12 protein-coding genes are annotated in these 15881 nt (G+C 40.2%); 10 read left to right on the top strand and 2 right to left on the bottom strand.

Annotated elements, in window-relative coordinates:
* Positions 1-6 precede the first annotated feature (6 nt).
* The 6 genes from AC58NB_RS10345 to AC58NB_RS10320 all read left to right on the top strand — a co-directional run bounded on the left by AC58NB_RS10345 (position 7) and on the right by AC58NB_RS10320 (position 11369).
* Positions 7-6975 carry an amino acid adenylation domain-containing protein gene (locus AC58NB_RS10345; RefSeq protein ID WP_497426747.1) on the top strand — a complete coding sequence of 2323 codons (6969 nt, stop codon included), beginning with the start codon at positions 7-9 and terminating at the stop codon, positions 6973-6975.
* 5 nt (positions 6976-6980) lie between these two features.
* Positions 6981-7202 carry an MbtH family protein gene (locus tag AC58NB_RS10340; protein WP_497426746.1) on the top strand — a complete coding sequence of 74 codons (222 nt, stop codon included), beginning with the start codon at positions 6981-6983 and terminating at the stop codon, positions 7200-7202.
* Complete coding sequence (locus AC58NB_RS10335; RefSeq protein WP_497426745.1) at positions 7199-8566, top strand: DHA2 family efflux MFS transporter permease subunit; 1368 nt, start codon at positions 7199-7201, stop codon at positions 8564-8566. Before AC58NB_RS10340 ends, AC58NB_RS10335 begins: the two co-directional genes overlap by 4 nt.
* Positions 8563-9234: a 4'-phosphopantetheinyl transferase family protein gene (locus AC58NB_RS10330; RefSeq protein WP_497426744.1), complete on the top strand. Its 672-nt coding sequence runs from the start codon at positions 8563-8565 to the stop codon at positions 9232-9234. Before AC58NB_RS10335 ends, AC58NB_RS10330 begins: the two co-directional genes overlap by 4 nt.
* Positions 9224-10591: an MFS transporter gene (locus tag AC58NB_RS10325; RefSeq protein WP_497426743.1), complete on the top strand. Its 1368-nt coding sequence runs from the start codon at positions 9224-9226 to the stop codon at positions 10589-10591. Before AC58NB_RS10330 ends, AC58NB_RS10325 begins: the two co-directional genes overlap by 11 nt.
* 148 nt (positions 10592-10739) lie before the next feature.
* Positions 10740-11369 (top strand): TetR/AcrR family transcriptional regulator, encoded by a 630-nt coding sequence (locus AC58NB_RS10320; RefSeq protein ID WP_497426742.1) that lies wholly within the window; start codon positions 10740-10742, stop codon positions 11367-11369.
* A gap of 76 nt (positions 11370-11445) precedes the next feature.
* On the opposite strand, the gene AC58NB_RS10315 is transcribed toward AC58NB_RS10320, so the two are convergent.
* Both AC58NB_RS10315 and AC58NB_RS10310 read right to left on the bottom strand, forming a co-directional pair.
* Positions 11446-11898 carry an SRPBCC family protein gene (locus AC58NB_RS10315; protein WP_497426741.1) on the bottom strand — a complete coding sequence of 151 codons (453 nt, stop codon included), beginning with the start codon at positions 11896-11898 and terminating at the stop codon, positions 11446-11448.
* A 114-nt stretch (positions 11899-12012) separates the two neighbouring features.
* A complete protein-coding gene (locus AC58NB_RS10310) occupies positions 12013-13644 on the bottom strand; it encodes an FAD-dependent oxidoreductase (protein WP_497426740.1) in 1632 nt (543 codons plus the stop codon).
* A gap of 161 nt (positions 13645-13805) precedes the next feature.
* On the opposite strand from AC58NB_RS10310, the gene AC58NB_RS10305 reads away from it, so the two are divergent.
* From AC58NB_RS10305 to AC58NB_RS10290, 4 genes are all read left to right on the top strand, one after another.
* Positions 13806-14165, top strand: a complete 360-nt coding sequence (locus tag AC58NB_RS10305; protein ID WP_497426739.1) for a hypothetical protein — start codon at positions 13806-13808, stop codon at positions 14163-14165.
* Between the two features lie 133 nt (positions 14166-14298).
* Positions 14299-14733 carry a nucleoside 2-deoxyribosyltransferase gene (locus AC58NB_RS10300; protein ID WP_497426738.1) on the top strand — a complete coding sequence of 145 codons (435 nt, stop codon included), beginning with the start codon at positions 14299-14301 and terminating at the stop codon, positions 14731-14733.
* A gap of 414 nt (positions 14734-15147) precedes the next feature.
* Positions 15148-15597, top strand: coding sequence for a PTS sugar transporter subunit IIA (locus AC58NB_RS10295; RefSeq protein ID WP_497426737.1), 450 nt, complete (start codon positions 15148-15150; stop codon positions 15595-15597).
* Between the two features lie 8 nt (positions 15598-15605).
* Positions 15606-15881 (top strand): PTS sugar transporter subunit IIB, encoded by a 276-nt coding sequence (locus tag AC58NB_RS10290; RefSeq protein WP_497426736.1) that lies wholly within the window; start codon positions 15606-15608, stop codon positions 15879-15881.

Here is a 15881-nt window from a genome sequence, read left to right as displayed (position 1 = left end):
GGAGGGATGCTGGCAGTGAACATTTATCCTTTAACAGACTCTTCATTAGGGATTTGGTATGCCCATCATAAGACAAAAAGTGCTCTATACAATACAGCAGAATATATCCGCATCCATGGAGAAATCAATATCCCATTATTGCTAAAAGCGGTAAATGAAACGATTTTGTCTGCCAGTGCACTTCACATCAAGTGTTTTGAAGAGGATGGGCAAGTTAAGCACAGCCTAAAAGAGGAGATACCCAATACATGTGAATATAAAGACAATATGACAGTTGTAGAAATGGAGCAAATAATTGAAGAAGATGTTTCTACTGTTGTGTCATTGGTAAAAGATGACTTTGTTCGTTCTATTTTATTCTCTATTAATGAAGAAGATGAGCATTATTTATATTTACGTATTCATCACTTAGTCAGCGATGCGTACAGCTTCAGGCTCCTATTCCAGCAAATTTCAGAACGATATGAAGCTTTCATTCAAAATATACCGTTTTTGAAATCATTCGGTGATTATTTGGCTGTGGTTATGGAGGAGCAGCAGTATAAATTGTCCGATCAGTATAGGGAAGATAAGGCATTTTGGCTAGAGCAGCTAAATGGCGTAGAGATTGTGTCGTTAGCAGATAAAGCGACTCCCGATTTTGGCGAAGTCATTTTAGAGGAATCGATCATTGAACCAGATAGATGGATTAAAGCACAACAATTGGCGAAAAAATTAAAAGTCAATGTCCAACAATTATTTACAGCGGCAGTAGCTGTATACACAAAACGGCTAACGGCTGCTTCAACAGTTGTTTTAAATGTACCGATGATGGGACGTGTCGGGACTAAGGCTATGAATGTACCTTGTACTAAGGTAAATATTGTTCCGTTTCGGATTGATGTGAATTATACGGATACCTTTGAACAAATTTGTATGCAGGTAAAGCAGCAAATGAGAAAAGTAGGAAAGCACCAATACTACCGTCATGAGCAGCTTCGACGTGATTTGAAGTTGACTTCGGATGAACTATTGTATGGACCACAAGTAAATTTCATGCCATTTTATGATGAAACCACTTTTGGCTCTGCCGTTGGATATAGCAAAAAAGTAGCAACAGGCCCAGTTGAAGATATTACCTTCAATCTGTATGGTTCTGGGGATGGATTCCATTTAGATGTTGCAGCCAATAGCCTTTGTTATACGGAGGAAGAAGTAAAAGAACATACAAGGAGATTTGGTCAGCTATTTCATTTATTATTGGAATATTCAAATATCTGTATATACGAAATTCCAATCATAACGGAAGCGGAGCGAAGCCAGCAGTTCATTGAATGGAATAATGATCAAGAAACGAATCAGTCCTTATCAGTCTATGAACAGTTTGAACAACAGGTGAAGCGAACACCTAATCATAGTGCGGTTGAAATGAATAAACGATCCATTACATATTTAGAATTAGAGCAGTTAACTACTGGGATTGCTCAAGCTCTTTTGGAGAAGGAGGTAGAGCCTGAGCAGTTTATCGGTATTTGTATGAATCGTTCTATTGAGATGGTTGCATCCATGTTAGCAGTATTGAAAATAGGGGCAGCTTATATTCCCTTGGATCCGGATTATCCGGCAGAACGATTGGATTATATGCTCCAAGATGCAAAACCCCCGGTTGTTCTTGTTAATAGCCAAGAAGTTCCTTTTACAACCACACATAATCTAGTCAATGTTACAGATATCCAGTATGATGGACGCTATTTCAGAACAATCCCGAACTTTGGCCAAGCGGCTTATATGATTTACACATCTGGATCAACTGGAAACCCTAAAGGTGTCGTGATTGAGATGCCGCATTTAGTGAACTTTTTAGAGGCCATGCAGCAGCATTTTAGCTTAAATGGCGATCACAAATGGCTGGCAGTCACGACCGTTTGCTTTGATATCTCTGCTTTAGAAATCTATTTGCCATTGCTGCATGGCTCAACAGTCGTACTGGCATCCAAACAGGAAGTCCAAGAACCGCTGCAGTTGGCAGGTATTATTTCAAAAAGCCAAATCACCCATATGCAGGCAACGCCTACTGTATGGCAAATGCTTGTTCAATATGTACCGCAATCATTGCGTGGGCTGCAAGTTTTGATCGGAGGAGAGGCCCTGTCCATTCCTTTGGCTAATGCCTTGAATGAGTCGGGAGCCCATGTTCAAAATATGTATGGGCCAACAGAAACGACTATTTGGTCAACAACAATGGCCATTGATCCCCCGGTATTGCAAATTCCATCGTTAGGAAGGCCAATCATGCAAACACAAGTATATGTGTTAGACCCGATGCTTCAGCCAATCCCTTGTGGTACGGTCGGTGAATTATATATAGCAGGTGTAGGAGTAGCCAGAGGCTACCACAGTAAATTTTCATTGACTGCTGAACGTTTTATTGCCAATCCATACGGGTTGCCAGGCAGCCGGATGTATCGAACGGGCGATTTAGTGAAATGGAATAAGGATGGAACATTGCAGTATATTAGCCGTGCTGATCATCAGATTAAAATTCGCGGCTTTCGAATTGAAACGGGCGAGATAGAAGCAAAAGTGGCTGCTCTGCCAGGAGTTGAACAGACGGTTGTTGTGGTTCGTGAAGATGTACCGGGAGATAAGCGAATCGTTGCCTACGTGGTTGGCTCTGTAAATGAGGAATCAATCTTGGATCAACTAAAGCAACAGCTACCAGATTATATGGTACCTGCACATCTTGTTTTACTTCCTGGCCTGCCAATGACGAACAACGGGAAAATTGACCGGGGTCAGCTGCCTAAACCTACGGCAGGCAATACCAAGAAAAAGACTCCAAGAACAGAGACAGAACAAGTTCTTTGTGGGCTGTTTGAAGAAGTGTTAGCTATACCGGTTGGAATTGATGAGGATTTCTTTGCGCTTGGAGGCCACTCTATCCTGGCCACGCAATTGCTCTTAAAGATACGAGAGAAGTTTCAAGTTGAATTGTCAATTGGATTGATATTTGAAAACACAACAGTAGAAAAGCTCGCCCACTCTATCCAGGGGGCGGATCGGGTAGAAACCAATATGGCGGTGATAAGCGATACGGACAGGCTTCCTTTATCCTATAATCAGCGCAGTCTATGGTTTATTCATCAGTTAGAAGGGCCGAGTCCAACCTATAACATCCCATTAATCTTTACATTTAAACAGCCCTTGCATTTAGAAAAGTTTAAGAAGGCGATTGATTATGTTGTTAATCGGCATGCAATCTTGCGGACAAGATATCCTGCAGTAGATGGGGTTCCCTATCAATTCATTACAAAAGAGCCTGCCGCCGTTGATCTCAAATATGTATCAAGAGACGAAGAACAGCAAGCGATTCATGATGCTGTCCAGTATTCATTTGACTTGCAGTATGAACCAGGCTTTAAAGTAACGATTATTAATGAACAGATTGTGGTTGTTAATATGCATCACATCAGTTCAGACGGCTGGTCATTAGCGACATTTACAGAGGATTTGCAAAAGGCTTATCATGATGGACCATTGCCTCCATTACCCTATCAATACCATGATTTGGCGTTATGGCAATTGAAGAAACTGAATCGCGGAGATTTCATTCAACGTGAATTGAACTATTGGTCGAACCAGTTGAGAGGCATACCGGAAGAAATAGATTTAATCCGGGACAGGAAACGTCAACCTTCGGTAAAAGTAAGTGGACAATCCTTTACGTACACTATCAATGAGCGATTACATAACGAGTTGAAATTAATCGCAAAAGAACATCATGTAACGCTTTATATGGTTCTTCAAGCAGCATTCGCGGCGCTTGCAACAAAGCTGGGTGCAGGAGAAGACATAGTTCTCGGCAGCCCAATTGCCGGACGTGAAAAAGAAGAGGCGCTTGAATTAATCGGGATGTTTATCAACACCGTTGTCATGCGGACGAATACAAGTGGTAATCCAACCTTTGCAGAATTAATCAGGCGTGTGAAGAAAACAAGTGTAGAGGCATACGAGCATCAGCATATCCCGCTTGATCGGATCGTAGAAGAGGTTAACCCTCCTCGTATGGCTTCTCGCCATCCATTATTTCAAATTATGTTTGCCCTGCAGAACACACCAATGCCCTCCATTAAACTAGATGAGAATGAAGCACAAATCGATTTACATATGGTAGGTTCAGCAAAATTTGATTTGAGCATTGAAATGCGTGAGTTGTTTGACCAAGAGAGAGCAAACGGCATTGAGGCCAGACTAGAGTTCCGAACGGATTTATATGATGAAGATACCATTCGATTACTCATGCGCCGATATGAGATGGTTCTTGCCCAATTAAAACAAAATCCTACGGTTGATGAATTGAACATCATCACGGAGAGAGAGTATCAGCAAACGATTTATGAGTGGAATGACGCTTCAATCGAATCTCCGAAAGCAACGATTATTGATCTGTTTGAAGCGAGGGCTGAAGAATTTTCTCATCGTATAGCAGCGGTTTATCGGGGTGAATCACTTACATATGAGAAACTGAACAGAAAATCCAATCAGCTAGCACGTTATTTGATTGACCAAGGTGTGCAAGCTGAATCATATGTAGCATTATTATTGCCTCGATCAATGGACATACTTATTACCATTTTGGCTGTTTTGAAGACGGGAGCGGCCTATGTGCCAATTGATCCAGCTTATCCAAAAGAGAGGATTGAGTTCATTTTAGAGGATGCAAAACCTGTTTGTCTCATTGCTCGAAATGAAGAAAGCCTTTCAATTAAAATCAATCAGGTAAATAAAATTTACCTAAATCAACTCTCTTTAGAAGATTATGATGGGACAAATGTGGCAAATGAGGAACGCCTGGTTTCACTTTGGCCATTAAATACAGCCTATATTATTTATACATCTGGATCGACCGGCCGCCCTAAAGGGGTGATTGTGCCGCATCAAAATGTCATTCGACTCCTTCACGCGACGGATCAGTGGTTCCATTTTAATGAGCAGGATGTATGGACACTTTTCCATTCCTATGCCTTTGATTTTTCGGTATGGGAAATCTGGGGAGCTCTATTGAATGGTGGAGAGCTGGTCATTGTGCCATATGAAGTAAGCCGCTCACCAAAGGACTTTTTACAATTGCTCGCGGATGAGAAAGTGACCGTCTTAAATCAAACACCATCTGCTTTTTATCAATTGATGCAGGCCGATAAGGAAAATGAGAAACTCAGTCAGGAATTCTCATTGAGGTATGTCATTTATGGCGGAGAGGCATTGGATTTGCCGCGCCTAAAGGATTGGTACAGCCGCCATGATGATACGGCTCCTGTATTAGTCAATATGTATGGGATTACGGAAACGACTGTGCATGTTAGTTATGTTGCATTACAGAAAGAAAGCCTTGAGATTAACGCAAGCAGTTTGATTGGTATCGCCATACCGGATTTAACTATTTATGTGTTGGACGCACAATTGAAGCCGGTTCCACCAGGTGTAATCGGGGAAATGTATGTTGCGGGTGAGGGCCTGGCACGTGGATATCTCGGGCGCAGAGTTCTCACAGCAGAGAGGTTCATCGCCAATCCATTTGGTGATAACGGAAGCCGGATGTATCGCACAGGAGATCTGGCGCGTTGGACGAAGGATGGCGCCCTTGATTATATTGGGCGTATTGACCATCAAGTAAAAATCCGCGGGTTCCGGATTGAGCTGGGTGAAATTGAACATGTATTACTGAAGCATCCATCCGTTGCACAAGCAGCTGTGATGGTTCGTGAAGATACTCCTGGTGATGTCCGCCTGGCAGCCTATTTGGTTTCTAATGATATTGATCTTAAAGGTATACGAGAGTTTACTGCAATTGATTTACCGGATTATATGGTCCCATCAACATTCACAACCATTGATGAAATGCCATTAACGGCTAATGGGAAATTAGATACGAAGAGCTTGCCGAAGCCGGAATTCAGAGTGAACGCGGAAGCACTTCCGCAAACACCGCAAGAGGAGCTGCTCTGTGAATTGTTTGAGGATGTACTGAATTTGCCGCAAGTCGGAATCCACGACAGTTTCTTTGAGCTAGGGGGTCATTCTTTATTGGCAGTGCAATTGATAGGACGAATTAAGGAAGCATTCGGAAAAGAGGTGAGTATCGGACATTTATTTGAAGCGCCGACTGTTAGAGGGTTGGCTGATCAGCTTCAAAATGATAAACAGTCTGATGCATTAGGGATATTACTGCCTCTTCGTATAGGAGAGCAGCCATTGTTCTGTGTACATCCGGCAGGTGGTTTGAGTTGGTGTTATGCAGGCCTGTTAAAAACATTGCCTTCTCACTTTGCTTTATATGGAGTGCAAGCTAAAGGGATTGGCCAAACAGAAGAATTGCCGCAATCTATCGCTGAAATGGCAGCTGGTTATATTCAGTCAATCAAACAAATACAACCTGAGGGACCGTATCGCTTATTAGGCTGGTCACTTGGCGGAAATATTGTTCAGGAAATGGCTGTGCAGCTTGAAAGGCAAGGCGACAAACTGGAGTTGCTCGCTATTATGGATGCTTATCCGATGCATTTCACCCCTCCATTTGAAGTAAGCGAAGAGCAAGAAGCGTTAGTGGCCTTGCTTGCATTGGCCGGTTATGAGCCGGAAATGGATAGAGAGGTAACAGAAGAGTTTGTCATCGAACAACTTAAGAAAGAAGGGAGTGCGATTGCCTCCTTGTCGGAAGATACGTTTGTGCACTTAAAAGAAGTCTACAAAAATTCCATTCGCAGATTAAAGGAACATAAAGCGAATGTATATCATGGCGATGCATTATTCTTTAAATCAACGGTTGTGCCGGAATGGATTCCTAAAGTGGATGCAGAAAGCTGGTCTCCGTATATAAAAGGTACTATTACAAGTCAACCTGTTCATTGCCGTCATAAGGATATGTGCCAACCGGATCCATTGGCAGAAATCGGTCAAACATTAAAGAATACTTTATTATCCGAAAAAGGAGAATGAGCAATATGTATAATCCATTTGAAAATGAAAATGCCAAATACCTTGTATTGATCAACGAAGAAGAACAATATTCTTTATGGCCGGAAGTCATTGCTGTACCATCTGGGTGGGTTGCTTGTTTCGGTCCGGAGATGAAGAAGGTTTGTCAGGGATTTATTGAAGAGCACTGGCAAGATATGCGCCCAAAAAGTTTGCGTAAAACAATGGAAGAGGTTCCTGTAAAGTGAAAGCCCAGCGCATAGCGATTATGGTGTTATATGTGGTATCCATGTTCATGGTTTCGATGGATGGAACCATTGTAAATATACTATTGCCTGCGATTGCTGCGGATTTTGCTGTGCCAGCGAATGTAACAAATGGAGTTAACATTGCTTATTTGGTCAGTGTTGCCGTTTGCTTGCCTATAGCCGGCTATCTCGCAAACCGGTTTGGAGTAAAAAAAGTGCTGATTGCCGCTCTAGCTGGTTTCACAGTAGCGTCTTTCCTATGTGGAGTGGCCTCATCCTTCCATGCATTAATAGGAGGACGTATTCTGCAAGGTTTGTCAGGAGGCATCATTACACCTGTCAGCATGACGCTGTTATTCCGTACATTTCCGCCGAAAGAACGTAAAAACCTATCACAATCTTTGGTATTGCCAATCGCCTTTGCCCCGGCGGTTGGTCCTCTGATAGGGGGAGTACTTGCAGAATTGATGTCCTGGCAATGGGCGTTCTTGATCAATGTGCCGATTGGTTTGGCAATCGTCATCATAGGCACTATGTCGGTTAAGGAATTTGATTTATACCAAACCACATTTGATTTAAAAGGATATACAATGATAGCGATTGGACTGCCGTTTATCATGGTGGCTTTAAGTGCAATAGCCTCGGAAGGATTTACTTTAAAGGTCGTTATCTTTGGGATTGTGGGCCTGTTTTTGTTAGGCCTGTTTTATAGATATGAACTAACGATTGATGCCCCGCTGCTTGATATGCGGTTGTATGAAGATCGATTATTTGGTTCGTTAAGCTTAGTTGCGATGAGTTCGATGGGCGCGTTAATGGGAATGCTGTATTTGTTTCCTTTAATGTATCAGAATACTTATTCTGCTTCAGCCTTGGAAAGCTCACTCATCACCTTTACGGAAGCATTGGGATTAATGGCTGCTTCACGGCTTTTACCGAAAACAGCTAAGCATATTGGGATGAAAGCAGCCATCCAAGGTGGTTTGCTGGGTACAATCGTCATCTTTACTTTCATTATTCTGTTGGGTCCTTCTGCAAATCCTTGGCTTTTACGCTTTCTCATGTTTTGTATTGGCATCTTTTTAGGCCATACGGTCATAGGTTCTCAAGTTAGTGCGTTTAACAATGTAACAAATGAGAATATGGGGAAAGCATCTACGCTTTATAATATGCTGAATCGAATTGGAGCAGCAACAGGGATAGCGATTGTAGCTCTGCTTCTTTCCTTATCGACAGGTTATTTTAATCATCTTCTTACTTACAAGTTCGCTTTATTAGGAACAATCGGGTTACTGTTGGCAGGCTTTGTTTTTAGCTTTTTCGCTAAATCAGGATTAGGTGTCATTCAAGGAGAAAAAGTATGACTAGTGTGTATGTAACTGCACTCGAGCCAATTGGAGATGAACTGTTCAATCATCTGCTACAAACCATTGACAGCATTACGAGGGAGAAAATCTGTCGGCTGAAAAGACGCGAAGATCAGATTCGCTCACTTATTGCCCATGCTTTAACAAATATGATACTTGCCAAGCAATTAAAAATGGATGTTTCCAATCTTGTCTTTACCGTGAATGAATACGGGAAATATGAAGTGGCGGGTAACGAGCGCCATTTCAATATTTCGCATGCCGGTCAATACGCAGTGTGCATAATTGGCCAGAACTCCGTCGGAATTGATATTGAGAAGCGGGAAGATAGAGAGTATAGCTTATTCAAAAGCATTTGGAGCTTCGAGGAAAAAATTACTTATTCTCTCGAGGATAGCCATTCATTTTACTGGTTATGGACAGCAAAGGAAAGCTATATAAAGTATTTGGGAATAGGCTTTCAAGCAGATTTGAAAAGAATTACGGTGAAGGGAGATGGTACTGTAGTAGACCATGGCCGCATGTCAGAGGCTGCTGTCACACATATTGACGTTCATCCTCATTATGCGTGTGCGGTGTGCAGTGAGGAACAAATAGAAGAAATTAACTACATAGGGTTAGACCTAATTGATAGTTTTTATAGAAGGAATGATAATGATGAATAAAATACGGGTAATGGATGTAATTGATTCTAGTCGATTTAACAAAGTGCATGCAACCGTTTTGTTTTGGTGTATTTGCCTGATTCTCTTTGATGGGTATGATTTGGTTGTATTCGGTTCTGTTATTTCTGCTTTAAAAGAAGAATGGCAAGTTAGCACAACCTTGTTGGGGGTTATTAGTTCATTAACATTGGTGGGGAGTTTAATCGGCTCACTCCTGTGCGGTATGGCGGCTGATAAGATTGGCCGTAAAAAAGTCTTAATCGTTTGTGTGGCAATGTTCAGTGTGTTTACCTTGCTCACTGGATTGACGGATTCAATCATCGTCTTCACGATTGTTCGATTCCTAGCTGGAATCGGACTTGGTGGCCTCCCGCCGCTCTTAGTCACGCTGACGTCTGAATTTTCCCCAAAAAGAATCAGGAATATCATGGTAGGCATCATGTTTAGCGGTTATTCAATCGGCGGTATAATCGTATCTGTATTCGGCATTTGGGTCATACCGAATTTGGGCTGGCAATGGATGTTCTTCATTGGTGCGCTTCCTTTGCTCCTGCTTCCTCTGATGATCAAAACATTACCGGAATCCATTTATTTTTATGTGAAAGAAGAAAAGGATGAGGAAGCAAAGCAGCTATTACATCGGTTAAATCCTTCTTATATCCCGAGGAACGAGGATGTATTAGTAGCTAATATGGAATCTGAAGGGATGCCTGTTACACAATTATTTAAAGAAGGGCGCGGGGTGGCAACGATCCTTTTTTGGACGACGTGTTTTATGGGACTCCTACTCGTTTACGGATTAAGTACTTGGCTGCCGCAAATGATGATTTCAGCAGGATATGAATTAACATCAAGTCTTTTGTTCCTATTGAGTTTAAATATTGGTGCCATTATTGGATCAATAACAGGAGGGTATATGGCTGACCGAATCGGGTCAAAAAAAGTACTCTCTGTCTTATATGCAGTTGGCGGTGTGTGTTTGATCATGCTGGGGTTTAACCCGGATACATGGGTTCTCTATATGCTGACGGCGTTTGCCGGTGCTGCTTCAATCGGTGCCCAGAATTTGAATAATGCTTTTAATTCATCATTCTATCCACCACATATGCGTTCAACTGCATTAGGGACAGCCTTGAGTGTTGGCAGGATCGGAGCGATTATAGGACCATCATTAGGAGGATATTTATTGTCCGGATCTTTCCCCGTCTATGCAAGTTTTCTTGTATTTTCCATTCCGGCACTTATTGCGGCTATTACAATCTCATCTATTCCGTTGAAAAGATCTTTTAGTTATCAAAGTACGAAATTGGAAAATAATAAATCTATAAATAATAAAGCAACGATTATAAATGGGTGAATGTTAAGAAAGCTGATGTTAAATTATAATATGAAGGTTATGGTATTAAATTTATCACAGTGGATGATAACTTATTTTCCTATTACTTTTATCAAGCTAACTGCTTCTTTTTGATAAAGTAGTATAATGTTTTGTAGTAGGTGATAAAATGGATAAAAAAATCGAAAGACGAAAAAGGATGATTCAAGCTGCGAGAGTGTTATTTGCTGAGCACGGGTTTGAAAAGACAACCATGCAAAAGATTGCAGATGAATCTAATGTAGGGGTAGCCACGCTATTTCGTTATTTTCCAAAGAAAGAGCATTTGATTATCGAAGTTATAAAGGAAGTAATAGAACAACAAGTACCTATTTTTGAAGAAATTAGTAAATCGAAGAAAATAGGAATAGAAAAGATGGATGATGTGTTAACTGCTTATGTTAACTATATTAATGAAGAAAATAGGACTTCATCTAAGCTGTTGGAAGCTTTTGAAGTGTATATTGCCTTTATGCCTATTGAAGTGGGACTGTTAGAAGAAATACATAAGGCGTATGGGAAGATTAGCGGTATTATTTTTACGATTATTAATGAAGGTAAGAGTGATGGAAGCATACAGCTTTCGCAAACGAATGAAATGGTAGTAAGTACGATTATGAATATGTTTGGAACGGCTGTAAAGAAATATTCTTTATATTCTTTAATACCAGAAGATGTTTTTATCCCTTCCCCTAAAAAGGAAAATTTACTAATCGTAAAGGATATTATCCTATCATATTTAAAAAATGGGAAACAATAAATAAGCGGTCACATGCTGTGAGCTGCCCAGAAACTATTTTTAGGGGCAGTCCACGCTGAAATGACCGCTTTTCTCTTTATTTTACTGTATTGATCTCAAGTAGTTTTTCTGCAATCGCGCCTGTCAGTTCTTGTGCTGTTTGTGGGACAAATTTGGTTAAAATTTGGTTTACCATTGCACTCATCATTCCGCCAGCAGTGATATCAAGATGGCCTGACATTTTTGTTGTCCTTTCATCAATGACTTCAGCACGGAAATAGCCTCCGCCATTAAAGTTATCGGACAAGCCTTTTAAATCAAAAATGACTTCAGAAGGCTCGTTCCATTCTTTAATATCAATTTGCAGCTTAACTGTTTTTTTCATAAATCCTAAGTCACCCTTGAAAGCCCAGGTAGATTGGCGTTCGCTTAAGATCTCATGATCAATATATCCCGGTACAAGTGGAGCCCAGTTATTCATGTCATGAACAAACTCCCAAATTGTTTGAATATCTAGTGGTAATTCTACTGTATGTGTTCCTTGTGGCATTTTTGCACCTTCCCGTTTCTGTTTAGATTGGTTTTAATGGTATAGCTTATTCGCTTCATTGCCTCATTACCACAAAAATCTTAACTATAATGAAGCCTCTATTTACATGTTCTGTTATGAATTGGCTGCGTGTTGTCCTGCTAAGAATCCAAATACCATAGCTGGTCCGATCGTTCCACCGGCACTCGGATAAATAGGACCAAGCGGATTGCCTGAAGCATTACCGGCAGCATATAATCCTTTAATTGGTTCCCCTTTAAAATTAACCACTTGTCCATTTTCATTGATTTTAGGTCCGCCATTCGTACCGAGCGCCCCTAAATAGATAGGTAATGCATAAAATGGACCTTTTTCAATTTTTCCTAGATTGTTTTCAGGACTTCCTCCGCCATTTGTTAAAGCTTCAAACTGAATGGTACCGCGGTGGAAATCAGGATCTGCCCCTTGCTCGCAATAGTCGTTCCACTTGCGGATCTCATCTTCCAGACCATCCGGGTCGACACCGATTATTTCTGCCAGTCCACGGATGGAATCCGCTTGGTCCACCCATTCCGGTGCAGACTCACCAGGCGCCATTGTAATGATTAGTTGGCTATCTTTTAGTTGTTGATCGAAAATCATCCAGTTTGGTCCTTTGTTTGGAAACTCGACTTTTACTGGATCATAATTAAAGAATGCTCTTGGCATATCGTTATAGGTTGTTCCTTCATGTACGAATCGACGTCCATATTTATTGACGATAATAGAATTTGGACCATTACGACCCCCACCGAGCTGCGCCATTACATTATCTTCATATTCAAATGTTGGATCCACCATTGCTGGGTACCACCATGCTTCACTCATATTTTCAAGCGCTGCACCAGCCTTCATAGCCATCATCAGTGCGTCTCCTTCGTTGCCAGGAGGTGTGACTGGATGAGTGAACTCTGCTTTTAAGAAGGCTTTGACTAATTGCTTGTTCCATTCAAATCCGCCAGATGCAAGAATAACTCCTTTGCTTGCGTGAAAACGTAAAACTTCACCATCTTTTGTTTCAGCGACAATCCCGATAACTCGCTGTCCATCCTCATCCATAATTAATTCTTTACCAGCTGTTTCAATTATGGTTTCTACCCCACGATCCAAACAGGCTTTAAATAGAGAAGCAATTAATGAACGACCCATAGTGACAATATTATTTTGCATTCGGTCTGCAACTAACTGGAAGTCAATTCCTCCAACCGCACCACCTTCTTCTAATGTTAAAGGAGGGAAGAGAGGATTTTGACGTACTAACGGACCCCATTCGCCAATTTCGTTTAAATCAAATGGTGCAGGATCCATGGAACGTGTTCCGTGTTTTAACGCCTCATCCATACGGGCATAATATTCCGGATAGGAGTTTGGAGAAACAAATTTAACGGGCGTATGGTCACGTAAAAATGTAATGATCTCATGGCCCTTATCTACAAACGTTTCAATCATATGATCATCCGCTCGGCCAAGTGCTAAGCGTTTGATGTAGGTAATAGCATCCTCACGGTTATCTTCGAATCCTTTTTCTTTCATGTAAGGGTTTAAGGGAATCCAAGGAACTCCACCTGAAAAAGCAGTTGTACCCCCGATTTGATGGGTTTTTTCTAACACAAGAATATTGGAACCGCTTTCAGAAGCGGCCACAGCAGCTGTCAATGCAGCACCACCAGTCCCTAAAACAATAACATCTACTTCTTTATCCCAATGCGTAGGTATTGAATTTGACATGAAATCATCCCCCTTGATGCTTTTTGATAGTGACACTATCAATAATTTGATTATCTATGATTATTCTGAATTTTTCAAGTAAATTTTTAATAAAATTTGAAAGTTTTGGAAATGCCGATATACTATTAAAATGTAATGAGTAAAGAAGAGGAGATTCAATCGTGCTAGTATTTTTACTTGATATTTTGATAAGTCTCATGGTATTAGGTATAGCGTTCTTTCCCATTCAAACGGTAAATGTGACGAATAGTAAGCTGGAAAATATGATGGGGATCTATGGATTTGTAGGCATTTCTCTAGTAGGTACAGGTATGTACATTGGAGGAGGAGAGTCTATAAGAGACTATTACTATCTAACATTTTCTGTAGAATTGATTATTCTACTTCTTTTCTTGCTTATCTATCGTCACATTAAAAGAAAAGGACATTCAAGATTAATCAATATTTGTTCGATTTGCTTAGTCACAATTAGTTATTTACTTTATGTTTACTATATTATTGCGAGTTTTATTTATTATTAGATAGAAAATTAAATAAACTAAAGAATAACGATTGCCAATATTTTATTTAAATTAATAGCGGGCCCATGCTTGTTATTTGTTTCGTATTAAAATATAATTCCTCTGTTAATATAATAACTATTCGGGGGACAACATGAACTTAAAAGGCAAAAAGATTTATTTAGCAAGTGGTTGGTTTAATGATAATCAGGCACAACGACTATCGAAAGCAGAAGAAGTACTACGAAATATGGGCTTCGAAGTATTTAGTCCAAGAGAACATCAATATAAAGATTATGTGTATAATACGCAGCCTTGGAGAGATGTCGTTTTTAAAAATGATGTAGACAATGTAAAAGATGCTGATTTCATTTTCGCGATCTATGATGAAACTGATTCTGGAACCATGTTTGAGATTGGATTAGCTTATGCAATTGGTAAACCTATTTTTGTCTTCCACGAAAAAGATGAATATTGCAATTTAATGATCACTGAATCACTACAGGCTTATTTCAAAACGTGGGAAGAAGTGCAGAATTATGATTGGACCACTTGCCCATTGATTCGTTTTGAAGGGGAAGTAGAATAAGCCCTTTTAGCGAAGCAGCAGCCTATAATAATCGACAGAAAAAGCCGGTCTAAGACTGGCTTTTTTTGTATTCTAAATGGAATCTGCATGATAATTAATAGAAATAATCTTAATCTTTAAAAAGGATATCAAGTAAATAATTTACTAAAAATCAGTATGGTATATAGTGCCCTTTAAAGTAAGTAAGCGGGTGGATTATTGGTAGTGGTAATTAATATCTAATCCTATCCTTTTGCGGTGTAGTTGCATTCTATCCTTTTAAGAAAAGAGGGTTGGTATTTTTAAAGGAGCTGGACGTGGAGCACGATAAGATGTCCTAAATAAATCTTAGAAAGATAGAGGGAATATATTGGCAAGTAGAATTATATGATTGGGTAATAACTCATCCAGGCGAGTCCAGAAAGAGGGTGAATCGTGTTAGATCAGATTCTAAAACCAAATCTCATTCAATTCAAAGACCAGTTAGAAACATGGGAAGATGCTATACAATTAGCCGCTGCTCCCTTGTTGGAAGATGGATCTATCGAACAGAGATATGTAGATAAAATAATCAATAACACCAAGGAAATTGGACCTTATTACGTACTGGGTCCTAATATCGCTTTACCCCATGCAAGACCAGAATTCGGTGTGAAGCAGTTGGGATTAAGCATTCTAGTGATGAAAGAACCGGTATGGTTTTCGGATAAAGAGCGTCATAAAGTTCAACTGATCATCGTGTTAGCAGCGGTCGATGATCAATCACATCTTGGAGCCCTATCTGAATTAGCCGCTGTATTAGGTGACGAAACGAATGTTAACAAACTAATTCATTCTAAATCCGAGGAAGAATTTTTAAGTCAATTACTTACATCAATTCATTAGGAGGAAGCATGATGAAAATATTAGTTGTTTGTGGCAATGGGTTAGGGAGTAGTTTCATCACAGAAATGAATGTAAAGAAAGCTTTGCAGGAAATGAATAGGGAGGCAGAAGTAAGTCATACTGATTTAGCTTCCGCTAAAACAGAGACAGTAGATTACTATATTGGTTCACCAGAAATCATGGAACAGTTAGAAGGGAACGGTAGAAAAGTCATTCCGCTTATTAATCTATTCAATGTCGGGGAAATCAAAATGGTTTTAGAGAAACATCTGGAGGAAATATAA

The organism is Pradoshia sp. TA40_28 (genome assembly GCF_059694525.1).
Note: the sequence above shows the minus strand (reverse complement) of the source record. Positions and strands in the feature narration are given on the sequence as shown.